Genomic DNA, 21715 nt, shown 5'->3' on the forward strand with positions numbered 1-21715 from the left:
GGGCTTTTTATTGCCCGGGATTAGCTGACCACTAACCCCATACCGAATGCGCAGAGCGATAACTCGAGCCAGCCCGAGGGTTCTGGCAGGCAAACGCCTGCTGTGGCGCTCTAGCGCATATCCGCATAAGGCGAGATCGGCGTCACCGGTAGCGGCAGGTTGCCTTGCCACGGGTCAAATGTGTAGCGCAAGTAAATCAAGGCCCGGCTCGGGGCGTAGCCTTCGCTGTGCTGCCAGGTGATGCCGGTACCCAGCACCAGGTTATCCGAAAGGCGACGCTCCACGAGGCCCTGGACACGGAAATTGAAGCCGTTGCTGCTACTGCCAGTCTTGGTCAGGGACGGGTTGTCCACCAGAGTCTTATTCGATTGCGCCAGCAAGCTCTGCAGATCAGCTTCGCGATTGTCTTTGGGGTAGAGATCAGAGCCGTCGATTTTCGCGAACGACCAACCCACCGAGCTTTCGAGCAGGGCCGACCAGTCAGCGTTACGCCAGGCGTAGTTCACCGGCACACTGACCGAGTAGTACTGCTGTGGGCTGTAGTAGCCGCCCTGGCCGAGTGTGTCTTCGCTTAAATCCTTGTCGTAGCCCATGTACATCAGGGTCAGGCCAGTGCGCAGACGCTCGTCGGCACGTTCCACCAGGCGATAGTAATAACCGCCCATGGCTGTGCGTCGCTGATTATTCTCAACGTTCTGGCCCACTAGCCAATGACTGCTCAGGCTTGCCCACACGCCATCCTTGCCGCCCTGGTCATGGCTCAGGCCCAGGGTGAAGCCGTTGGCCGTAACGCCGCCCCACTTGGTTCCGGTAACCGGATCGACCGCACCGGCATACGACACCAGTGAGTTGGTCAGGGGCCGCCGCGATGCCGTCAGGCGGTAGCCCAGGCTGCTCCAGTCACCGCTGTAGGTGACACCGCCGACCCAGTTGGACACGGTGAATTCTTGTGGCGTATGACCAAGGTCGAAGGCCCAGCGATCATCGTGCCAGCCCATGCCCAACAGGGTACCGCGCACGCTCTGCGAAGCGCTGGTACAGCCACCCTGCACCACCGCGCACAAGCCGAACCGGTCGGTGCTGGAAAAATTGCTGACATCCAGATTGATGTCTTCGGCCTGGACGAAGCCCTGCCCTTGCGCAACTGGCGCATCGATGCGCAGGATGGTGGTTTGGGTGGTCAGGTCCGAGACCCCAGAGGAACTGTTGTCGGTGCGCCAGGCGAGGTCATGGTACAGGTTCACCGTCGGATTCTGCTTTTGGTACAGCTCGTCGACGTCGCTGCGGATGCTGCGCTTCAACCAGTCATCGCTGTCCCTGGCACGGCTGGCCAAGGTCATGGCACGGTTGTCGCGAGGTTCGGCCTGTTGCGGTTCGATCATCTTTGCCGCGCCCATGCTGCGCGCATAGTCATCCAGAGCCCGCTGCGGCTCTTCTCGGGACAGCAGACGCGCCGCATCCCGATAGACCAACGAATCACTTTGCGGGGTATTGAGCAACTGCGCGAACAGCGCGTTCGCACGCGTCTTGTCGCCCAGCGACGCCCAGGCATTGGCCAGTCGGCGCTGAAACGACACATCAGCCGGTACCGGCGCCGACACTGCCATAAGGCTGACCTTGGCGGCGTTCGGTTGACCGCGGGCGATCAGCACTTCGCTCAGGCCGAGTTGGGCCTCGGCATTTTTCGGCTCGCTGCTCAGCACCTTGCGATAGCGGCTTTCGGCCTGTACCAGGTCGCCACGCTGCTGAGCCCAGTCGGCCAGGGTCAGGTAGTCGTCGGTGGTCGGCGCGCGCATCAGCAGTGCTTCGGCCTGGACCTCATGGCCACCGTCGCGTAGAGCCCGGGCCTTCGCGAGCAACTGGCGACGCTGCAGGCGTGCCCACAGCTCGTTCATGTTGTCGCTCCAGGCGGCACGGGGGATCTGCTGCAGACTGCCCATGGCCTCGCCGTCACGCTCGGCATTGGCCAGAAACAGGCCGTGGGCATAGCGCGCCTCGGTGTTCTGGCCCTGACGCTGTAACAGCCAGTGGAAGCTTTGATCGGCCTCGGTATTGAGGCCCAATTCGCGCTGGGCATTGGCCAAGCGGTACACCAGCCAGGGATTGTCCGGGTCCAGCACGCGAGCCTTGCTCAAGGCTGCCGTCACCTGTGCCCAATCGCCGCGCCGGGTAGCGTCATCAGCCTGCGCATTGAGGCGATCCAGCTTCAGCCCCCGACGCACGCTTTGGAACTCTTGCTGCTCCTTGGGCGTCAGGCTGTCGAGGTAGTGCTCGGCCTTTTCCGGTGATTGCGACTGGTACAGGCGGACCATCGCACGCACCACGCTGGCATTGCTCGGATCGAGCTTGCGTGCACGCACCAGCAAGGCTTCTGCGCTGATGTCATCGGATTCACCCCGGGCAACGTAGGACAAGCCGATCAGCGGCGCAGGATCGTTAGGCTTGGCTTGGTTCGCCTGCCGGTACCATTTTTTTGCAACGGGATAATCCTTTCGCTCAAGGGCTTCATCACCCTTTTGCAGCAGCATCCACTGATAGTTGGCAGCCTTGAGATCCTGCCACTTGCTTATATAGGAGGTGTCCTGCTCGATGGCCGAGGCTTGGACGAAAGCGTTGTATGCCGCTTCGTACTTGCTCTGGTGCATCAACGAAATACCCAGCGAACCGATCAGGCTGGAGTCTTTCGGATAACGCTTGATCGCCCGAAGCAAACTGGCTTCAGCGCCGACGTTATCGCCGGCCTCAAGCAATGCCTTGCCTTTGACCCCGGCCTGCCAGGCAGGATCAGCCAGGTATTGCTCCTGCTCCTGCAACTGTTTGGTCGCGTCAGCGCGCAAGCTGGTGTAGGGGTAGAACTTCAGAAACGCTCGCCAGCCCTGCGCGGTTTCGGGCCCTACCGGTTGCTTGAGCCAATAGTTGTATTCGCGCTCGGCAGCGTTGTTGCTGGCGTTCGGGTCGCCAGCCAATTGATGCAGGACGTCCAGCGCCTCGGGATCACGCTTTTCGGCAAACAGCAGGCCGACCAAGGTCTGGCGCAGCGAGGCATTGCCGGGGTACTGCCGGTCCAACTCGCGCAACTGCTCGATCACAACCGGGCGCTCGGCCTTGATGCCGCTACGCACGTTCAGATATTCCAGAGCCGTGGCAAAGTCCGGCATGTCATCGCCGAACAACTGTCGATAGGCCTTGACCGCGTCTTCGGAACGGCCGGCGACGGCCAGCAGGCGCGCCTCCTGCAAAGCCCTTTGACCATTGGTGCCGTGCATTTTCAGCAAGCTCTCGGCCTGACGCAGGGCCGCTGTGCCAGGCGCCTGCTGGCGCAGTTGGGCGACCAGGCGTTCGGCTTCCGGTTGATTTTTTTGCAGCAGTGCCTGGCGGACTTCAACAACTTTCACCAGCGGATTGTCCGGGGCGATCAGTTCCAGACGAGCCAGCGAGTCATGCACCAGGTCTTCGCGGTACAGAGCCTCACCAATGCGAACCTGTTCCAGCAGCCATTGCTGCTGGTCGGGCGGGCTGAGAGGCTGGCCCAGGGCGACCCCGTAAACGCTGCTCAACAGCAGCCCGAAACCGGTCATTTTGTGCATGCGGCAGTCCAGTTTGGCACGAGGCTTCCGTTTTTATCGAAGCGATAACGTTGTTGGTCCCAGCCCTGCCCGAACAGCGCCAGCGATTGGTTGTAATAGGCATCCGCCAAGGGCGGCTGTTGTTGCAGGCGTTGGCGTTGGGCCTTGAGTGCAGCCACCCTGTCCGGACTGGCAGCCAGCAAGGGCAGCAATGCAGCACTGAAACCAACCGGGCCGGCGCCATTGTCGAGACCGGTGAGTGTGTCGACTTTTTCCGGAACATGGCCCAGCCGCGCAGTCAGGTCCAGCATGGGTTTGAAGTGTTCGATCAACCCGGTGCGCCCGGGGGCATTCTTGTCCAGCATGCCCAGCCAGAGGTAGACACGAATGGCGTCATAGCTACCGACGCTGCCTTTCTGACTGTCCACGGCCCAACCCTGCCCGGGTTTCCACAGTTGCCAGTCGGGTGCCAGGCCCTTGGGTGAACTTTCGATCAGTAGACGCTCGGTGTTGCTGGCCAGCTCCGCCCAAATCGGTGCTTCCTGGGCGAAGCGTGCCAGCAATTGCGGCGGCAGATAGCTGGCATTCAGACGCCAACCCTCGGCATTGTCGAATCCGCTGTCGCCGGGCAGCAGCATCAGGCCCAGGCCAGGTAGCTTGCGCAGGCTTTGCGCAGCACTGCGCCAGAGCAGGTTGCGGCCCAATGCCAGGTAAGTCGGCTGATGCCACAGACGCCCGGCTTCCAGCAGGCTATAGGCGATCCACAAATCGGCGTCGGTGGCGTTGTTGCTATCAAGTACCTGCCAGCGGCCCGCTTTGTCGCGGCCCCACTTCCACGCCGGAAGCTGCCGGTTCAGATCTCCGCCAGCCAGGTTGTCCTGGGTCCAGCGCAGCACCTTGGCAAAGCTTTCGCGGTCATTGTCCACCAGGGCGAAAAACAGCCCGTAGCTCTGCCCTTCAGACGTGGAGATCAACTGCTCCGAGGAGTGATCAATTACCCGTCCGTCCGGGCTGAGCATCGCCTGGCGATAATTCTGCCAGGCCGGCCAAACGCAATCAGCAGCACCGGCAAAACCCGGCGCTACGATGCTTGCGGTCAACGCCAGCGTAAAGAAAGCCTTCACCCGACTACTCCTGACCAGCCAGGCGACGACGGGCAGCCCAACGTAGTGCGCGCCACAGCAGGAACGCCGTCAGCAGCACACTGATGGTGGCCATTACCGCCAGCAGGATCGGGTGCTCGGACAATTGGTACCAGAGCAGCAGCCACCACGGAAGGTGGCCGACGAAGTACTGCTGGCCCACCCAACTGCTGTCTACGCCACTGCTGCGGATCAGCGCCACGGAACCGGTAACGGCGTCCATTTTCCCCGTGTCGCCCAAGGTGTCGCGCAGCAGTTGGTAATCGGCATCATCACTCGCCAGCAAGGCCACGATGCTGCGCTGTTGGTGATACGGCGACTGCAAGCCGACGATGGCGGCGATCGGCGCCTGGGCGCTGACGTCGACGCGGTTGGCACCCAGGTCGCGCTCATCGCTGAACTGGCCGGCGCGGGCCGACTTGCCGCTCTGCTCGTTGGACGATTTGAGTAGCCAGGCACGCGTCTTGTCCAGCACCAGATTGGCATCGTCACCATCGCCCACGCCCGGCGCCATGGCGCCGAATACCAGCAAATCGGCATCTGCCCTGGCGTCGTCCCAGTGGTCCAGAAACCGCAGGCCAAACGCTGGCAGGCCTGAGCGCGCAGAGATTCCGGCAATGGTCTCGAACACCGTGCTCAGTTGCACAGGACGACTTTGGGTCGGAACCATCACCAGGGTTTCCGACAGGTCAGCCATGCGGCTGTATGGAAATCCGCCTCGGGCAAAAGCGCGCAGGTCGGGCATGGCGATGTAGTGATAGTAGCCGGACAGGTCGATGGTCGACTCTTCATCGATCACGGCCTGGCTGTTCACCGGCAGCGAAGTCTGGCAACGGTCGCGCTGGGCACTGCTAAAGGTGCTGGCGAAGTTGAAGTCGAAACGCAGGGTATTGTGGTCGCCAATCTTCAGTGCCGGCACCAGCAGCTTGTCGCTGAGGTTCGCCGACTCGTTGGACAACACCGCCAGGCGCAGCTCCTCCAGACGGCTGTCGGTCTTGCTTAGCAGCGGCAGGCTGGTGATGAACTGATTGTTCAGGCTGATGGTCAAGTGCGACTCGTCGTTGGCCGACGGTGGCGTATAACGAAACTTGGTTTGCAGCGGGATCCCCTGGTTACGCCAGACGAACAGGTCAGGCGGCAGATTCACGTCCACCGTAATGGGCCGTGGCTGCAGCCCGTTGGCCTGAAGCTGCTCGGGGTACTTGATCAACTCGGCGAAGCGTACCGAGCGGTCCGTGCGCATCCAGTTTGGCGCGTCATAAGGCACCCGAGGCTTGAGCTGCTCGACCTTGTTGACGGTCACGCGCGAGCCACGGAACGCGCCTGCGCCCAAGGCCAGGGCGCGGGCAGCCACAGCCAGGTCATCGTCGTTGCGACCCAGCACCAGCAACACCTTGCTGTAGGGATCCTGCGGGTTGTCGATCATCTGTACAACAGGCGCATCCACCACCGGGAACAACGTTGTGTCCGCCAGGAAGGACGGGCGATGATCGTTGGTGGCGAAGACAATGACCGACTTGGCGCGATGGCGTTCATCGGCGGGCGGCAGCTGGTCGAACAGCACGGGAAACTGTGCGCCACGCCAAGTGGCCAGGCTGCCGAAATAGGACGCCAGGATACCGGCTGCACGCTGCTCGCCCAGGGTCGGCGCAGCAGCGAAGACCAAATTGATGACCGGCTTGTCCTGGCCTCGGATGTCGAAGAAAGGCATCGGGAAATAGGCCAGGTCGTTCTTGAGCGTTAGCGCCTGCTCCTGCAATTGGATCTGACTGCTGCGCCCCACGTTCAACCATAGTGTGCTGTTGGCCGGGTCTTCGCAGACATCGGTGTAGTGCCCAACGAACTCCAGGCGTACCCGGTTGAAGTCCGCAATCAGACGCGGATCAAGGGCTACCGATTGGTTGACCCTCTTGCCCAACTGGTCCTTCTCGATCGGCACAACGCTCATCAGCACGTCGTTGAGGTACACGCGTAAATGCGAGATCTGTGGCAACAGCGAAGGCGACGGCGTGTACTCCAGCTGCAGTTTCGCGTCACTGGCGATGCGATCGCGGCGCAGGCTGAACTCGATCTGGTCGCTATTATGGATACCCAGCAACAGGCTGTCGGCGGGACGGCCCAGCTGTTCGAAGGTGTACGCAGTACTCCAGCTCGGTACGTTACTGACCGCTACCGGCGCGACCGGGGCAACAGGCACAGGTGCGGTGGCGGCCTGGGCGTAACCGGCGACCAGGAGCGCCAGACTGACAACAAGGGATTTGCTGAAGTAGCGGCTCATGGTGCGCTCACTGATGGGGAGTTGGAAACTGGGGCAGCAGCTGGCATCCGCGGCAGGAAACTGACCAACCAGCGCAACATTCGCAAAGGCGGGCCGGCGATTCGGCGGATCCAGGCAGGCAGGTATTCGTAGAGGCGCAAGTAACCGGTGCCGCCAAGTTTGAGAATGTCCACAAAACTTTGCAGCGGGCGATCCGGGGTGAAATTTTCGCCCCAGTTGAGCCAAGCGTCGGCGCGGGCAAACGTGCACTGCACAAAGTCGACTTTCTGTTGTGCATTGAGGCCGGTGAAGCTGATGCCGATGAAGTTCTTGTGGCTGCGACTGATATAGCCCGGAAACAGGAACTCGCGAGTGCCGCGCTGCATCATCAGCGAGATGCTCCCACCCACCGCCAGCGTCAGCGGGGTGTCGAGCTGGATGCCTGCGCCACCGTCGGAATAGTCCTGCAACATGCCTGGGTAACAGTGACCACTCTCAAGGCGCACTGCAGCGGGCAACTTGACGTATACCCGGTGGGTCTGGCGAACCTGGCGCACTTCAGCGGCGACCGCCATGGCGCCCCCGATGATCAGCAGGTTGTAGACCACCCAGAGAATGCTCACCACAACGGTGACAATCTCGTCGCGAGGGCCGCAGATCAGACGCCAGACGGCAAAACCCAGGCCGGTAATGTTCAGCAACGCCAGTAGCAAGTACGGCTGGGCGATTTTCCAGTCAAACTGGTTCTGCTCCATCAGGCCGCCCTTGGCGGTGACGTTGAACTTGCCCTTCCCGGGGTTGAACAGTGCCACGGTGGTGGGGCGCGCGATGTACCAGGCCAGGACGGTCTCGTACACCTCACCCCAGAAAGTCCGACGATAGGCGCCCTGCATCCGCGAGTTGGTGAGGCTTGCGTGGATCATGTGCGGCAGCACGTACAACAGGATCATCAGCGCCGGGGCGTAGATGATGTAGGCATGCAGGAACAAAAACGCCAGCGGCGCCAGCAGAAACACCAGGCGCGGCAGGCCGGCCAAAAAGTGCATCATCGCGTTGGCGTAACAGATGCGCTGGAAGACGGTCAGGCCTTTTCCGAGCAAGGGGTTGTCGGTGCGGAAGATCTGCGCCATGCCACGGGCCCAGCGAATGCGCTGGCCGATGTGCGCTGACAGGCTTTCGGTCGCCAGGCCAGCCGCTTGCGGCAACTTGATATAGGCCGAGTTCCAGCCGTTGCGGTGCAGGCGTAGCGCCGTGTGGGCGTCTTCGGTAACCGTCTCGACGGCAAAGCCACCGATCGCGTCCAGCGCGGTGCGTCGCAGCACCGCGCATGAGCCGCAAAAAAACGCCGCGTTCCACATGTCGTTGCCGTCCTGAATCAACCCGTAGAACAGCTCGCCTTCGTTGGGGTGCTCGCGGAATACATTGAGGTTGCGCTCGAAGGGGTCCGGTGACAGGAAATGGTGCGGGGTCTGCACCAGCGCCAGTTTCGGATCACGCAAAAAACCCCCGGTGGTCATTTGCAGGAATGAGCGCACAGGTATGTGGTCGCAGTCGAAAATGGCGACCAGTTCGCCGTTCAGTTGCTTCAGCGCGTGATTGAGGTTACCGGCCTTGGCATGACGGTTGTCGCTGCGAGTGATGTAGCCCACCCCTACTTCGGCGGCGAACTGGCGGAAACTCTCGCGTCTGCCGTCATCGAGAATGTAGATGTTCAGCTTGTCGGCCGGCCAGTCGATGCCCATGGCCGCGTACACCGTACCCCGCACGATTGACAGGTCTTCGTTGTAGGTCGGGATCAACAGGTCGACGCTGGGCCACAGGCGCGTGTTGCGCGGCAGCGACGCCGGTTTGCGGCCCAAGGGCCAGCAAGTCTGGATGTACCCCAGGATCAGCACTACCCAGGAATAAGTTTCGGCCACCAGCAGGATCATCCCGCACACCAGGTCCAGGGGCTGGTTCCAGTTCAGGGTCGAGGTATAGCGCCACCACAGGTAACGGCACGAGACGATGGTCGACAGCACCACCATCAACAACGTCGGAAAGCGTCCCGGAACCCGCCGCACCAGCATGGCCAGGCCCCACAGCAGCAAGACGAATACCAACTGGGCGACGTAGCCAAAGGGCTCGGTGATGCACAGCAACGTAAAAATGAAGGCGACGACACCGATGGCCGCGTTGACCAGTCGTTGGTTGTGACGCTCCAGACCTTTCCACCAATGGCTGCTCTGGCGAATCTGCTGGCTGGCCTCGGCGCGCCGGGGCAACTCTTCCAGCACCTTGCCAATCCGCGTCCACAGTCGCAGGTACAGCGCTCCGACGACCTTGAGCCAGGCTGGAGTCGACAAGCTCCACACCCGCGGCATAACCGGGCGAACCAGCACCAGCCAGAGGCTTTGCACCGCATAGCGCAACGGGTCGCCCAGGCTCGGTGCCTTGTTGACCAGTTGTGGATACCAGCGATTTGGCTGATCGAGCACCGCGCGCCAGTTCGGTGACTCCAGACGCAACAGCAACCACGCCAGGGCGTTCATTGTCGCCAGCAGCAGCGCTACTGGTGGCGCACAGTCATAGCGCCGACGCAGGTGAACATAAGGGAAGACGCGGGCGATCATGCTGTCCCCAAGCGTCGGGTCAGGCACCAGGTGGCCAGGCTCAGCACATCCTGGGCAACCAGACTGGCCTCGGCATAAGCCCCCACCGGCATCTTGAACGCCTGGGCTTCGCGCATCGCTTCATCCTGATGCACGTTGAGAGGTAGCAGGCGGGCACCATATTGTTTGCGCCAGATCAGCAGCAGGTCGCGCTGCAATTGGCTGACCGGGTCGAAACGGTTGATCAGCAGATGCTCGCGGGGGGCTTCCTCCTGCTGCAACAGCACGTGGCAGGCAGCATCCGCCTCGACAATCTGCAGGCGCAACGCACAGGGTCCGACACAAGCATGACCGGGCAGTCGCAAGGGCACATCGAACAGGATCCAGTCAAAGTGTTCGGCAAGGCTGGCCTGTCGGCGGCGCCATAGATTCGGCTCGTTCAGCAGGCGCTGCTCGATTTGATCCTGCTCTACCCGTTTCAGGCGGCCGTAGGGCAACACGCTCAATCCCGGCTCCACGGTCCAGGCCTGGGTGTTCCAGCCCTCCCCTTCGATCATGGCGCGCGCCCAGCCACTGGCCTCGCTGAAGCTGACATTGAAGTGCAGGCGAAGCAGGTTTTCCGGACACATGTCGACCAGCAGCACGCGCTCGCCCAGACTATGCAATGCGTATCCGGTGGCCGCCAGCAGCGAGCTGGTGCCGACACCGCCGCGCAGACCGCGCAGGCTAAGTGCGGTCACGACAGTGTCTCCAGTCCGGACTCACGTATCATCGGCAGGACCGCCGGTTGCAGGCGTTCCATCTCCGCCAGCAGCGGCCAGCGATGCAGGGCCTTTTGCAATTCGATCTGTGCGGAAGTGTCCACGTAGTCCAGTTCGGGCAGCTCAAGCTCCAGTTTCAGGCGGGCGATGTCATCGGCACGATCCGCACGCGACTGCACCCTGGCTTTCACTTGAAGCGCTGTGGGTAAGGCAGCCATCCTGCTTTCTCCTTGATTCGTATGTAAGGTTTTCCGGCGTAGTCAACGACCACCGTGCCAGCGTTTTCGGAGACTGCCGCCGTCTGCGGCAGATTACTCAGCAGAGCCGACCAGTTGAGCCCCTGGCCATCCGCCTGGGGTTGGGCGCTATACAAGCGACTGATGATTTCCGACAGGGCCAGGAAACTGCTCGGTTCGGTGATGTGCAGGGGTGCAGCACTGGGGTTATGCCCCATGCCAACCAGCTTGATGCCGACCGGCACGTGGGTGATGGACTGGCTCGGGATCTCGCGCATGCCGGCTATCTGCATACGATCGCCATGCAGCGACGCGCCATGTTCCGGCACGATCACCACCACCACCCGACGGCCGCTGACCTCCAGTTGTTTGATGAAGCCATTGAGGTCATCGATCAGCCCCTGGGCAAGCGGTTTGTAATCGCTGCTCCTGGTGCCGCCATCAGCGGTCAGCATACGGTTGCCGTCATGCAGTGTGGTGGTGTTGTAGAACAGCGCCACGCGATCGTTCTTTTCTGCTTCGCGGTGCTTCCACCAGGTGTCCAGTACCTGAGCATCGCGCAGGATCGGCGAACCGTCGAAGCCCACCAAGGCACGCGGCAATTTGCTGGTACTGACCGCGGGACCCGGCAATGATCCTTGGGCGCGGACTTCGTCAAGGAAGCCTTCGAACTGCCCGGTGTGGTTGAGCATCACTTCGCTGGAAAAGCCCAGCTTGCTCAAATCGTCCATCAACATGCACTGCTCCGGGGCGGTGCCATAGAGCTGATTGTGCGGAACCTGCCCGCAACTGGCGCGCAACAAGCGGATGGCCGCCGGGCCGCTGTAGGAAGTGGCCGAGTTGAAGCGGTCGAAAATAACGTCCATCTGCTGGAACAGCGTGTTATCGCGCAGGCCCACCGACTCCAGATCATCCCAGGCCATGGAACAGATATTGATCAGCAACAGATCGAAAGGCTGCGCAGCAGAACTCGCAGGCTTGAACTCCACCTGCCGCCCGGCCTCGGTGCTATAGAACTTCTGCAGGTAGGCTTCCAGTGTCGCGCTGTCCGGAGCGGCGGTGCTCACCGCTGCGGTGGGAGCGCCGCCGGCCGGCGCCGCGACCGGCTCGTTGCTGGTGCGCAGGGCCAGCACATTGGCGCTGGCCAGCCAGGCTAAACCCAGCACGCTCAAGGTGGTCAGTCGCAGCCAGTGCCGGACGAAGGCATAGACCACCACCAGCACCGCCAGCAACGCACACAGGTTCCAGTCAATGAAACGCCCCGCCAGTTCGACCACGTATGCACCGCTGAAATCCAGCACGCCTGGCTGGTCCAGCAGGCGGCTGAACGGGGGTAGCCAGGTGTCCTGATAAAACAGCGCAACACCCACGGGTATCGCAATGACTGTGCGCAAGATGCGCAGATAACGATGCGGCAATGGCAGCAGCAACGCCGCCGCGAATACCAGGTTTGGCAATACTTGCAGGTTCAGGTAACCCGCCCACAGCAGTACGAACTTGAGGATGAAATACAGATTCCAGGGACCCAGGCCCGGCCAGACGCGCACTGACGCCGGGTTAATGACTTCAAACCGGCTCATGGGGCTCGCTCTGGACAGGGGCGCGACGACGCACGCCACGGGATTTCAGATAACGCGGGGGCAAAAGACCCTGCACGACGGACAGAAAATGGCGACCGAACCTGATCAGTACCACGATCAGTGCCAGGGTCAGCAGGCTGCTGAGGCCAATCACCTGGATCAGCTCGGAATAACTCATGAACAAAGATCCGTAATGGGCAGCGTGGTGCGTTGAGGTGAATAGGCAGCACGGCCGGCAGCTTCGGCGGAGCTACCGGCCGTGCGTTCTTCTGCCAGAACGAACGTGGGAGGCAGCAAGGGTGCCGAGAGGAAATCCTCGCGCGGCAACGCTTCAACGCCGTGGAGAATCTGGAAGCTACTGAAGAGATCGCGCCAGGCCAGCCGGCAGATATTCCCCAATGCGGGTTCCAGTCCGTCCGCGCGACAGGCAAACAGGAACAGATAAAAGGCACCGTTGACCACGCAGGCGACGTCACCGAAACGACGCAAGCCGATTTGACTCAAGTACTGCTCGATTTCCAGGCCACCGCGCGGCATCAGTTTGAGCAGTTGGTGGCTGATTTCTCCAGAGGCGCCGTTATAGACGCGCTCCAGCATGCCGATGAATTCCTGGGGCGTTAACAGCCCGCGCTCGGCGGGCGGCCGCAGACGTTCGAATAGCGATTGGAAATCGGTGGTGCGGCTCCGGCGCCAGGTCTGGCCCTGAGCACTGTCGATGATGCTGAAGAAGTGCGCCAGAGTCGTCCCATAGGGCACGGTGATGTTGGCACCGCAGGACACCAGCAAACGCTCGTCCCGATAACGCAGGCAGGGCTCCATCTCGCGAACGATGATCTTTAGCGCGATACCACAGCGCTCGCGCAAGGTGTGAATCTGACGGGCCAGCTCTTCGACCTGCAGGTTGCTGTCGATGGCCACGATAATGCTGGCCGCACGAGCGTGGCTGGCTTGCTGGAGCAAATCCTCGCGGCTCTCGAACAGCCGCCACTGATCCGACAGCGGCGGCGAGCCTTCAAGCACTGATCGCTGGGTCAGGTAGATGCGCTGGTCATCGGTATGGGTCAGTTGCACATTGGTCTGCTCATGGACCGAGAGCGCAAAACCGTGCACCTGCAACTCGAGCTCGAACTCCTGCCCGCTGCACACGCCCCGCTCGCTGTGCCAGTAGTGCAATTGATAGCGAATACCACCATCACGGCGATAGAGCTGAGCGAGCCCGGAGATCGTATCGTTGAGCCGCAACAAACCTTCATGCAACTGAGGCGCCTGGCCATGGCTGATCACCAGCAGGGAGCATTGGCGTGCGCCCAGCCATTGCCTCAGGGACCGGCAGCAATGCCGCAGCTCTGGCGCGACGTCACTCTGCCATGCACTTTCCGGCAGCATCAGCACAATGGAAGTGCCGGTAACCGGAGCAGCACGGGTCAGCTCGCCGACCAGTGATTTGAGGGTCAGGCCGATGTCGTCATTGTTGATGTCAAACAGCTTCAACTGACCAGGACCGGTATCTGCCGCCAACTTCTGGGCCAGGTCCTGACTTGAATGCCCGCAGCACACCAACATCCCTTGCGCATCGGCCGGCATCGCTGCCAGACACTGGACCGCCAGCGCGGCAGAATCGCTCATCTGATCCACTGCCACCCAATAAAGCCCGCCGTTGCGCAACAATATTTGCTCATCTCGCAGATGACGGATGCCTAAGGTGACCTGACTCAAATGTAGTTCCCTTCCGTTTGAACCGAATGCGGTGCGATAAGCACCTTCTCTCCGACACAGCGTTGCAAAGGAGTCATTTTTCTGACAACCAGTGTCAGCGTTCCGAGCAAAACTCAGCGTCAAACTTAGTTAGCAAATAGGATGCCGCACTGACGGGCTGTTCCCGGTAATACTCAGGGAGCGAACTTGCAAGGCAGTATAGAGCGGCCAGAAAAAAACGAGACGTCACTTTTTCCGCCGATCACCCCCGCAAACTCTCTTTTCACCTCGATAATGGCGCGCAATTGTGATGATGTCGGACTGCCACTGTCAATAAGTCGTAACAAACATGATCAAGTATTGCGAGCAAACGGTAAAACCCCATATTTCCGCCATTTTATTGGCGATCAAAGGAATGGCGTCTCCATGATCATGCCGTCACTCGCCATAGCCGATGTACCGTATTGCCGTTCGCGGTTCTGCCTCTCACTGCCCTTTCCGGAACTACGCCGGGAGCAGCTTTCGAGCGCATTGAGTCTCTAATATCCAGTCGAAAAGCAGCGGACGCTTCTACCCTGCGCCGCGCTTCCCAACCGGGAGCGCGGCGTTCACACAGTTGCCAGCATTATTTGTCGTCCATCTTTTTTTCAGACGATTGAGGCCGATACTCGGCGCTCTCTTCAGCGTTGGGCGCTTCGGGGAGATGCCCGGGAGTGAACACATGCGTCAGTAAGTCTTTGGCATCGATTTCGTTGACGCCATTCACCGAACGGGCGAGTTCTACCACCCGCTCGCATTCTTTATGGGTGTTGACGCGACCGCTCAACGCCACCGTACCTGCATGGGTTTTGACATTGACATGCATGCTCAGAGTCGGCTCTGCAAATGTCAGGGCCGATTTCACCCGGGTAGTAATCCACGCGTCGTGAACGGCCATTCCCAGATTATGAGAGTAATGCTGGAAGGAGTGAGTTTTCATAATTGGACCCTCTCTCGTGTCATCGACAGATTAATTATAGTGCGGCCGTCGCGGTCCGAGCGCTGTCCCCCAGCCAGTCTGTTTTAATCGCTCTGTACCGGGCGCAAGGGTGCGCTACCGAACAGACCCGCGCCGGTAGCTAAGTCAACCTGACACAAGGCAGATTGCCGCCATATCAGGACGGTTGCGATTCTCCTGCTCATCCAGTGGACGGAGGGGTTCAGTGATTCCCTCATTCAAGGAGGCACGATTCATGACTCAGCATTCGCAAATACCTTTATTCCGCCGACTGGCAGTAATGCTCGTCGCTGTTACGGTGGCAGCGGCCGCGCTACCGGCACAAGCGCAACACGACTATCAGCGGGACGGCTACGGACGGCAGGTTTACCATCGCGACTATCGTGGAGGTCATGACAACCGTCGTGACTATCGCGGCGGCGGTGGCGGTGATTATCGCGGGGGTGGCAGCAACGATTTGGGGGCGATACTCGTTGGCGCAGTATTGGGAGCAGTGGTTGCGGGTGCGGTACAGGCACCGCCTGCCGTGATTTACCGGCAACCCCCTCCACCCCCGCCACCGGGCGTCCGGTACTACCCAAGGCCAGACTATCCCGATTCGTACAACTCCTATGGATATCCTCCACCCGGCTATTAAGTTCCCAAGCCGCATGAAACCCGAGCGACCGCCGCTCACGCTGATATATCCCCTGCAACGGTCGTCAGTTCGACAACTCAATCCGGATATAAAGACATGAAAAACTTCGTACTCAAAGCGGCTATGCCGGCAGCGTTGATGCTGGCATTGCTCAGCACTTCTGTCTCGGCACAAACGACGACTGCAAGCAGTCCTGCTGCATCGTCACAGACGGCTGCCACTCACGCCAAAAAGCATATGGATGTTGTGGAGAAGAGGATCAAGGAACTGCACGCCAAGCTGAAAATCACCGACAAGCAGTCAGCTCAATGGGAGGCCTACGCGCAAACCATACGCGACAACGCGCACAACGCCGATACAGCCTTTCTGGAGCGAGCGGAAAAGCTGCCATCGTTGAGCGCCGATGATGCAATGGCCTCCTATGCCAAATTAGCCCAGTTGCACGCGGACAATATGCAAAAGCTTGCAACGACGTTTAGCGCTCTGTATGGCACGTTTTCCGACGTTCAGAAAAAAAATGCCGACAAACTGTTCCGCAATGAACAGGAAAAACGCGAGGACCGGCTCGAGGCCGCGAAAAAAACCCATTGACAGGCCCGAGTCCTCAACCAGCCGAACCGACCACTGCGGGATCGGTTCGCGCTGGAACGCAGCGACCTGCAGAGGCTGATGCCAAGGAGTGAAATAGTGCTCGACAGCTAGGCTGTTCCAGGAGATCCGCACGACCTGTTGGAGGTTTGCCATGCAGCTTGAAGGTTCCTGCCATTGCGGCGCGGTGTCGTTCAGTCTGAACAGTGCCCACCCCTACCCGTATCAACGTTGTTACTGCTCGATCTGTCGCAAGACCCAAGGCTCGGGTGGCTATGCGATCAACCTCGGCGGCGAAGCGAAAAGCCTGAAGGTCCGCGGCCGCAGACACATCTCGATCTATCACGCGCGCCTCAAGGATGACGGCGCCCGGCGCGCCCACAGCAGCAGCGCCGAACGGCACTTCTGTTCGCTCTGCGGCAGTGGCTTGTGGTTGTTCAGCCCTGAATGGCCCGAGTTGATTCACCCCTTCGCTTCGGCCATCGACACCCCGCTGCCGGTGCCGCCAGAACACACGCACTTGATGCTCGGTTCAAAAGCCCCGTGGGTCGAAGTCGAGCTACATCCCGGCGATCAGCAGTTCGAGGTCTACCCGCAAGAATCCATCGCCGAGTGGCACGAGCGGCTGGGCCTGAGCCGTTAACAGTCTTTGACAGTTTCCCGACAAAGCTCCCAAAGATTGCCCGCCCGTACGCCCCTAGCATGATGGCCTCCTAATCCCTGCCGGGTGCCTCATGCTTGCTCTGAAAAACCGCAAAACCTTTTGTCTTTCGCTTACGTCCATCTGCCTGCTGGCCTCGACCGATTACGTGCAGGCCGAAGGCTGGCATTACAGCGTGCAGGCCGGTGTGGCCAACGCGCCGCGCTACAGTGGCAGCGCTGAACGCGTGACTGCACCGCTGCTGGGTGGCCAGATTGTCAGCCCTTATGGCCTCTTCCTCGACACCGAACGCGGTCTGGGTTGGCAGAACGAATGGGGGGACCTGGCATTCAGCACCTACATTGGCCTGAGTGAAACGCGCAAGGACCGCAAGTCGAGGTTCAAGGGTTCGGACCGCCTGGACGGCATGGGCTCGATCAAATCCCGCCCGCAACTGGGCGCCAGCATTCACTACACCCTGGGCGAGGTGGTCGTCGGCGCCACGCTGGAGCACGCACTGAAAAAGAGCGATGACGACCGCGACACCGATTCCGCCTACAGCCGACTGGAGTTGAGTATCAGCACCAACCTCTATGAAGGCGAATACGGCAGTCTGGATGGCAGCCTCAATAGTGTGTTCGGCGATGCCGACTACGTGCGGACCTGGTACGGCGTGAGCACGGCCCAGGCGTCACGCAGCCAGTTCCGCGCCTACGCCACCCATGGCGGGATGGTCAGCCGAGGCGCAGCGTTGACCTGGGCGGTGCCGATCAACGACCAGACTGAATTCTCGACGGTGCTGGCGATGCAGTACCTTAATGGCGACGCAGCGGATAGCCCGATCGTCGAACGACGGATGCAAACGTCGCTGGCCGGCCAGGTGAAATACAGCTTCTGAGTTGCCCCACAACGCCAGCCGTCCCCCACCCTGTAGCAGCTGGCGCAGCCTGCGTTCGGCTGCGTAGCAGTCGTAAACCCAGCCAACCGGATTCAACAGTGAGAAGCGGGATTCAGGTTTTACGACTGCTGCGCAGCCGAACGCAGGCTGCGCCAGCTGCTACGGGTGATCGGATATGTGTGATGCGTTGGGTTACGTGTTGAGGCTGAGATCTGACTTAGTCAGCCTGCGCCCAGGTCATGCGAAACGACGCGCCGCCCCACGGTGAGTCGCTGACGTCGACCTTGCCGCCGTGCGATTGCGACACCCGCCGAACCAGCGCCAGGCCCAGGCCGAAACCGCCGGTGCGACGGTCGCGGCTGGTGTCGAGTCGCGAGAACGGCTCGAAAATCTTCTCACGCCCCTCCAGCGGCACGCCGGGGCCATCGTCGTTGACCAGCACTTCATAACCGTCTTCACCCAGCGTCAGCGACACCTCCACCCGTCGCTCGGCGTAGCGAATGGCGTTGCGCAGCAGGTTGATCACCGCCCGCGCCATAAAACGCGGCTCGATCCGCACGTAGTCGACCTCACAGGCGCGAATCAACAGCTGCACCCCGGCCGCCTCGGCCTCCAGGGCAACGCTGCCGACCACGCTGTCGAGCCAACTGTGGGCCTGAATGTTTTCGAGACTGATCACCGTGGCACCACGTTCAAGGCTGGCGTAGGTCAGTAACTCGGAAACCATCTCTTCCAGCTCACCGAGGTCGGCGTACATGTCGGCAATCAGTGCTTTGCGCTCGCTCGGATCGGCCTGTTGCTTGAGTTGATCGAGTTCAAACGACAAGCGCGCAATCGGCGTGCGCAACTCATGGGACACCGCATTCGTCAGCTCGCGCTGATTGGCAATCAAGCCTTCGATACGCGCGGCCATCTGGTTGAAATGCTCGGCCAGCACGCGAATGTTCGAGCGTTTGGACAGCTGAATGCGCGAGGTCAGATCGTTATCGCCGAATCGTTGCGCGGCCACTCGGATCAGCTCAAGGTCGCGCCAATGCGGTCGCACCCAGAAATACAGGACAAAGGCCAGAAACACGCCCAGCAAGACGTAGGCCCAGACATACAGCCACTTGGGTGCCTCCGGGAGTTTGATGTTCAACAACTGCGAGCCGCCATCGATGTTGGCGATAAATTCGTTGAAATCCCCGCGCACGACCAACAGACCGTCAGCCAGCAGTTTTTGCTCTCGCTCAGTGAGATCCAGTTCGCTGCTCTGCACCAGCTTCAGGCGCAGCCCGTAGTGAGTTTTCAGCTCCGCCAGGCGCTCATCGCGCGCAATGCCGGTGACCGGACGGAGCCGTTCGACCAGGCTGTAAGCCGGCCCACGCAAGGCTTCGCGATTATAGGTCTCGTTGGCTTCGGGCAGCAGCTCGTCAAAAATGTAATTGACCGTCCAGATCGCCCCTGCGAAACCAACGGCAAGAATGAGGTACAGACGCAGAAACAGCCTCAGCATCTAGAGCTCCCAGGCAAAGGGATTGAACAGGTAACCCTTGCCCCAAATGGTCTTGATGCACACCGGTTCTCTGGGATTGTCCTTGAGCTTGCCGCGCAGCTTGCTGATGTACACGTCGACGCTGCGGTTGAGCCCGTCAAAGGCAATGCCGCGCATGCGATTCAAAATATCGTCACGCGAAAGAATCTTGCCGGCTGCACTTGCCAGCAGCCACAGCAGTTCGAACTCCATGGTGGTCAGCTCGATACCCTCACCCGCCAGCCGCACTTCACGGCAGCTGCGATCAATCTGCAAACGGCCGAACTCCAGCGAACCGCGCACCGTAGTTTCCGGTATCTGGCGACGTTGCAAGGCGCGCAACCGGGCCAGCAACACCGGCGGTTTGATCGGTTTTATGACGTAATCGTCGGCACCGGACTCCAGGCCCAGGATGTGGTCCAGGTCGTCCTCCTTGGCCGTGAGAATGACAATTGGCGTCTCGGACACGCTGCGAATCTCGCGGCACACATGCAGGCCGCTCTGGCCGGGCAGCATCAGATCGAGCACGACGATTTTCGGCTTGAATTCGAGAAATGCCGCCAGCGCCAGATCGCCGCGGTGCACGGTGCGCACCTCGAAACCGTGTTGGGAGAGGAAGTGCGCGATCAATCCCGCGAGCTTTTCGTCATCCTCAACGAGCAGTACCTTGCCAAACGCCTGGTTGTCCATAATTGCCAATCTGTGAGCCGATGATTGAGAGCGCGCATTATGGCGCCAATCTCTCCCTCAACCGACATGCCAGACAGCAAAAACCGGCCTCGCGGGCCGGTTTTCAGAGAACTTTCATGTTCTTAAGAGTTTTTAACAATTTGCCTGTTTTCTTTCACAGACTTGCCGCAGGCACGCCACTGTGGAAGCGGAACTCGATGTCCGGAGACTCGATCAGTTCCTGCTCGGCGGCGCGAACCTTGTCGATCACCTGTGCAATATCCTTGGCGTCGCCGTACTGGTAGGCCAGCTTCAGGTACCCCTGAAAATGCCGCGCTTCGCTTTTCAGCAGACCGAAGTAGAACTTGCCCAGCTCTTCATCGAGGTGCGGCACCAACGCTTCGAAACGCTCGCAACTGCGCGCCTCGATAAACGCCCCGACCACCAGCGTGTCGACCAGTTTGACCGGCTCGTGGCTGCGCACCACTTTGCGCAAACCCGAAGCATAACGACCGGCGGACAACTGGCGCAGTTCGATCTTGCGTTTTTTCATCAGGCGCATGACTTGCTCGTGATGCACCAGTTCTTCCCGGGCCAGGCGTGACATCAAATTGATCAGGTCGACATGCGAATGGTACTTGGCGATCAGGCTGAGCGCGGTACTGGCGGCCTTGAATTCGCAGTTCTTGTGGTCGATCAGCAGGGTTTCCTGGTCGGCCAGTGCGGCCTGAACCCAGCCGTCGGGCGTGCGGCAACCAAGGAATTCGTGAATTTCAGGAAGGATCATTGGCTCACTTCCGACAGTTCAACAGGACCATTGGGCAGTTCGGCGACGATTTCAGGGTTCAGTAACATGAGGCTCACGGGCAATAGGTTCACAGCGAAGGGTGCCGATTATACGTGCCTGTTGGCAGACCACCAGTCGCGGCACTTGATATGCATCAAGACCCGAGTTCACGACCAGCAACTATAGTTGTGCAACGACGTGTTTTTCATTCATCGGAGATTCCGACCATGCAAGCCATCCGCAGCATCCTGGTGGTCATTGATCCCTCGCCCAACGAAAGCCTGGCCCTCAAGCGCGCCAAGCTGATCGCCGGGGTCACCCAGGCGCATCTGCATTTGTTGATCTGCGATAAAGAGCATGATCACTCGGCGCTGTTGAGCGTGCTCAAGGCCAGCCTGCTGGAAGACGGTCATAGCGTCACCACCGAGCAGGCCTGGAACAAAAGCCTGCATGAAACCATCATTGATGTGCAGCAGGCCGAGGGTTGCGGGCTAGTGGTCAAGCAACACTTCCACGACAACCCGTTGAAGAAAGCCCTGCTGACCCCGGAAGACTGGAAACTGCTGCGCCAGTGCCCAAGCCCGGTGTTACTGGTGAAGACCTCGAAACCCTGGACCGGCGGGACGATTCTGGCGGCCATCGACGTGGGCAACAACGACCCCGAGCACCGCGTGCTGCATGCGAGCATCGTCGATCATGGCTTCGACATCGCTCACTTGGCCAAGGCCCATCTGCACGTCATCAGCGCCCATCCGTCGCCCATGCTCTCGGCGGCCGACCCGGTGTTCCAGCTCAAGGAAACCATCGAGGCTCGCTACCGTGAAGCGTGCAAGGCGTTCCAGGCCGAATTCGACATCGACGATGAGCACCTGCATATCGAAGAAGGTCCGGCCGATGTGCTGATTCCCCACATTGCGCATAAATTGCAGGCATCGGTGACCGTCATCGGCACCGTGGCGCGTACCGGTTTCTCGGGGGCCTTGATCGGGAACACTGCGGAAGTGGTGCTTGATTCGCTGGAAAGCGATGTACTGGTGCTCAAGCCACAGGAAATCATGGATCACCTGGAGGAACTGGTGACCAGCGGCAAGTAAGCGCAACCGATTGCGGCTCCTGCGCAGGATCACAATCCCCCGCAGGAGCCGACAATCAACGCAG

17 protein-coding genes are annotated in these 21715 nt (G+C 60.3%); 4 read left to right on the forward strand and 13 right to left on the reverse strand.

Going from position 1 to position 21715, the window contains the following annotated elements; translation table 11 throughout:
- Window positions 1–110: 110 nt before the first annotated feature.
- The 10 genes from bcsC to AC1DIG_RS01045 all read right to left on the reverse strand — a co-directional run bounded on the left by bcsC (window position 111) and on the right by AC1DIG_RS01045 (window position 14807).
- The gene (gene bcsC, locus AC1DIG_RS01000; RefSeq protein WP_477765737.1) at window positions 111–3587 is read right to left on the reverse strand and encodes a cellulose synthase complex outer membrane protein BcsC; all 3477 of its coding nucleotides are present in this window, start codon (window positions 3585–3587) and stop codon (window positions 111–113) included.
- On the reverse strand, window positions 3575–4690 hold the full coding sequence (gene bcsZ / locus AC1DIG_RS01005) for a cellulose synthase complex periplasmic endoglucanase BcsZ (RefSeq protein ID WP_477765738.1): 1116 nt from the start codon (window positions 4688–4690) through the stop codon (window positions 3575–3577). Before bcsZ ends, bcsC begins: the two co-directional genes overlap by 13 nt.
- Window positions 4691–4694: 4 nt before the next feature.
- Entirely contained in the window at window positions 4695–6986 is a 2292-nt protein-coding gene (bcsB, locus tag AC1DIG_RS01010; protein WP_477765739.1) for a cellulose biosynthesis cyclic di-GMP-binding regulatory protein BcsB, read from the reverse strand.
- Entirely contained in the window at window positions 6983–9577 is a 2595-nt protein-coding gene (gene bcsA / locus AC1DIG_RS01015) for a UDP-forming cellulose synthase catalytic subunit (RefSeq protein ID WP_477765740.1), read from the reverse strand. Before bcsA ends, bcsB begins: the two co-directional genes overlap by 4 nt.
- Window positions 9574–10296 carry a cellulose biosynthesis protein BcsQ gene (bcsQ, locus tag AC1DIG_RS01020; protein WP_477765741.1) on the reverse strand — a complete coding sequence of 241 codons (723 nt, stop codon included), beginning with the start codon at window positions 10294–10296 and terminating at the stop codon, window positions 9574–9576. Before bcsQ ends, bcsA begins: the two co-directional genes overlap by 4 nt.
- A complete protein-coding gene (bcsR, locus tag AC1DIG_RS01025) occupies window positions 10293–10535 on the reverse strand; it encodes a cellulose biosynthesis protein BcsR (protein WP_477765742.1) in 243 nt (80 codons plus the stop codon). The genes bcsQ and bcsR overlap by 4 nt, the downstream gene beginning before the upstream one ends.
- Window positions 10505–12133 (reverse strand): cellulose biosynthesis protein BcsG, encoded by a 1629-nt coding sequence (bcsG, locus tag AC1DIG_RS01030; RefSeq protein ID WP_477765743.1) that lies wholly within the window; start codon window positions 12131–12133, stop codon window positions 10505–10507. The genes bcsR and bcsG overlap by 31 nt, the downstream gene beginning before the upstream one ends.
- Window positions 12120–12311, reverse strand: a complete 192-nt coding sequence (bcsF, locus tag AC1DIG_RS01035; RefSeq protein WP_477765744.1) for a cellulose biosynthesis protein BcsF — start codon at window positions 12309–12311, stop codon at window positions 12120–12122. Before bcsF ends, bcsG begins: the two co-directional genes overlap by 14 nt.
- A complete protein-coding gene (gene bcsE, locus AC1DIG_RS01040; RefSeq protein WP_477765745.1) occupies window positions 12308–13849 on the reverse strand; it encodes a cellulose biosynthesis protein BcsE in 1542 nt (513 codons plus the stop codon). The genes bcsF and bcsE overlap by 4 nt, the downstream gene beginning before the upstream one ends.
- A 604-nt stretch (window positions 13850–14453) precedes the next feature.
- Window positions 14454–14807 (reverse strand): BON domain-containing protein, encoded by a 354-nt coding sequence (locus AC1DIG_RS01045; protein ID WP_477765746.1) that lies wholly within the window; start codon window positions 14805–14807, stop codon window positions 14454–14456.
- 751 nt (window positions 14808–15558) lie between these two features.
- Between AC1DIG_RS01045 and AC1DIG_RS01050 the strand changes: the two genes are divergently transcribed.
- The 3 genes from AC1DIG_RS01050 to AC1DIG_RS01060 all read left to right on the forward strand — a co-directional run bounded on the left by AC1DIG_RS01050 (window position 15559) and on the right by AC1DIG_RS01060 (window position 17588).
- On the forward strand, window positions 15559–16053 hold the full coding sequence (locus AC1DIG_RS01050; protein ID WP_477765747.1) for a Spy/CpxP family protein refolding chaperone: 495 nt from the start codon (window positions 15559–15561) through the stop codon (window positions 16051–16053).
- Window positions 16054–16204: 151 nt separating this feature from the next.
- Window positions 16205–16693 (forward strand): GFA family protein, encoded by a 489-nt coding sequence (locus AC1DIG_RS01055; RefSeq protein ID WP_477765748.1) that lies wholly within the window; start codon window positions 16205–16207, stop codon window positions 16691–16693.
- A gap of 91 nt (window positions 16694–16784) precedes the next feature.
- The gene (locus AC1DIG_RS01060; RefSeq protein ID WP_477765749.1) at window positions 16785–17588 is read left to right on the forward strand and encodes a MipA/OmpV family protein; all 804 of its coding nucleotides are present in this window, start codon (window positions 16785–16787) and stop codon (window positions 17586–17588) included.
- 217 nt (window positions 17589–17805) lie between these two features.
- Here the strand turns inward: AC1DIG_RS01060 and AC1DIG_RS01065 are convergent, their stop codons facing one another.
- The 3 genes from AC1DIG_RS01065 to AC1DIG_RS01075 all read right to left on the reverse strand — a co-directional run bounded on the left by AC1DIG_RS01065 (window position 17806) and on the right by AC1DIG_RS01075 (window position 20557).
- Window positions 17806–19083: an ATP-binding protein gene (locus tag AC1DIG_RS01065; RefSeq protein WP_477765750.1), complete on the reverse strand. Its 1278-nt coding sequence runs from the start codon at window positions 19081–19083 to the stop codon at window positions 17806–17808.
- Window positions 19084–19791: a winged helix-turn-helix domain-containing protein gene (locus AC1DIG_RS01070; RefSeq protein ID WP_477765751.1), complete on the reverse strand. Its 708-nt coding sequence runs from the start codon at window positions 19789–19791 to the stop codon at window positions 19084–19086.
- A gap of 154 nt (window positions 19792–19945) precedes the next feature.
- Window positions 19946–20557, reverse strand: coding sequence for a MiaE family protein (locus tag AC1DIG_RS01075; protein WP_054597031.1), 612 nt, complete (start codon window positions 20555–20557; stop codon window positions 19946–19948).
- Between the two features lie 227 nt (window positions 20558–20784).
- Between AC1DIG_RS01075 and AC1DIG_RS01080 the strand changes: the two genes are divergently transcribed.
- Window positions 20785–21651 carry a universal stress protein gene (locus AC1DIG_RS01080; protein ID WP_477765752.1) on the forward strand — a complete coding sequence of 289 codons (867 nt, stop codon included), beginning with the start codon at window positions 20785–20787 and terminating at the stop codon, window positions 21649–21651.
- Window positions 21652–21715: the final 64 nt, after the last annotated feature.

The organism is Pseudomonas sp. 05N431 (assembly GCF_056397005.1).

What these genes read in the sequence shown, in the direction of transcription:
- AC1DIG_RS01050 (WP_477765747.1), top strand. Translation starts at nt 15,559, where the DNA reads ATGAAAAACTTCGTACTCAAAGCGGCTATGCCGGCAGCGTTGATGCTG.
- bcsR (WP_477765742.1), bottom strand. Translation starts at nt 10,535, where the DNA reads ATGGCTGCCTTACCCACAGCGCTTCAAGTGAAAGCCAGGGTGCAGTCG.
- bcsB (WP_477765739.1), bottom strand. Translation starts at nt 6,986, where the DNA reads ATGAGCCGCTACTTCAGCAAATCCCTTGTTGTCAGTCTGGCGCTCCTG.
- AC1DIG_RS01065 (WP_477765750.1), bottom strand. Translation starts at nt 19,083, where the DNA reads ATGCTGAGGCTGTTTCTGCGTCTGTACCTCATTCTTGCCGTTGGTTTC.
- AC1DIG_RS01070 (WP_477765751.1), bottom strand. Translation starts at nt 19,791, where the DNA reads ATGGACAACCAGGCGTTTGGCAAGGTACTGCTCGTTGAGGATGACGAA.
- AC1DIG_RS01045 (WP_477765746.1), bottom strand. Translation starts at nt 14,807, where the DNA reads ATGAAAACTCACTCCTTCCAGCATTACTCTCATAATCTGGGAATGGCC.
- AC1DIG_RS01080 (WP_477765752.1), top strand. Translation starts at nt 20,785, where the DNA reads ATGCAAGCCATCCGCAGCATCCTGGTGGTCATTGATCCCTCGCCCAAC.
- bcsF (WP_477765744.1), bottom strand. Translation starts at nt 12,311, where the DNA reads ATGAGTTATTCCGAGCTGATCCAGGTGATTGGCCTCAGCAGCCTGCTG.
- AC1DIG_RS01075 (WP_054597031.1), bottom strand. Translation starts at nt 20,557, where the DNA reads ATGATCCTTCCTGAAATTCACGAATTCCTTGGTTGCCGCACGCCCGAC.
- AC1DIG_RS01055 (WP_477765748.1), top strand. Translation starts at nt 16,205, where the DNA reads ATGCAGCTTGAAGGTTCCTGCCATTGCGGCGCGGTGTCGTTCAGTCTG.
- bcsC (WP_477765737.1), bottom strand. Translation starts at nt 3,587, where the DNA reads ATGCACAAAATGACCGGTTTCGGGCTGCTGTTGAGCAGCGTTTACGGG.
- bcsG (WP_477765743.1), bottom strand. Translation starts at nt 12,133, where the DNA reads ATGAGCCGGTTTGAAGTCATTAACCCGGCGTCAGTGCGCGTCTGGCCG.
- bcsA (WP_477765740.1), bottom strand. Translation starts at nt 9,577, where the DNA reads ATGATCGCCCGCGTCTTCCCTTATGTTCACCTGCGTCGGCGCTATGAC.
- AC1DIG_RS01060 (WP_477765749.1), top strand. Translation starts at nt 16,785, where the DNA reads ATGCTTGCTCTGAAAAACCGCAAAACCTTTTGTCTTTCGCTTACGTCC.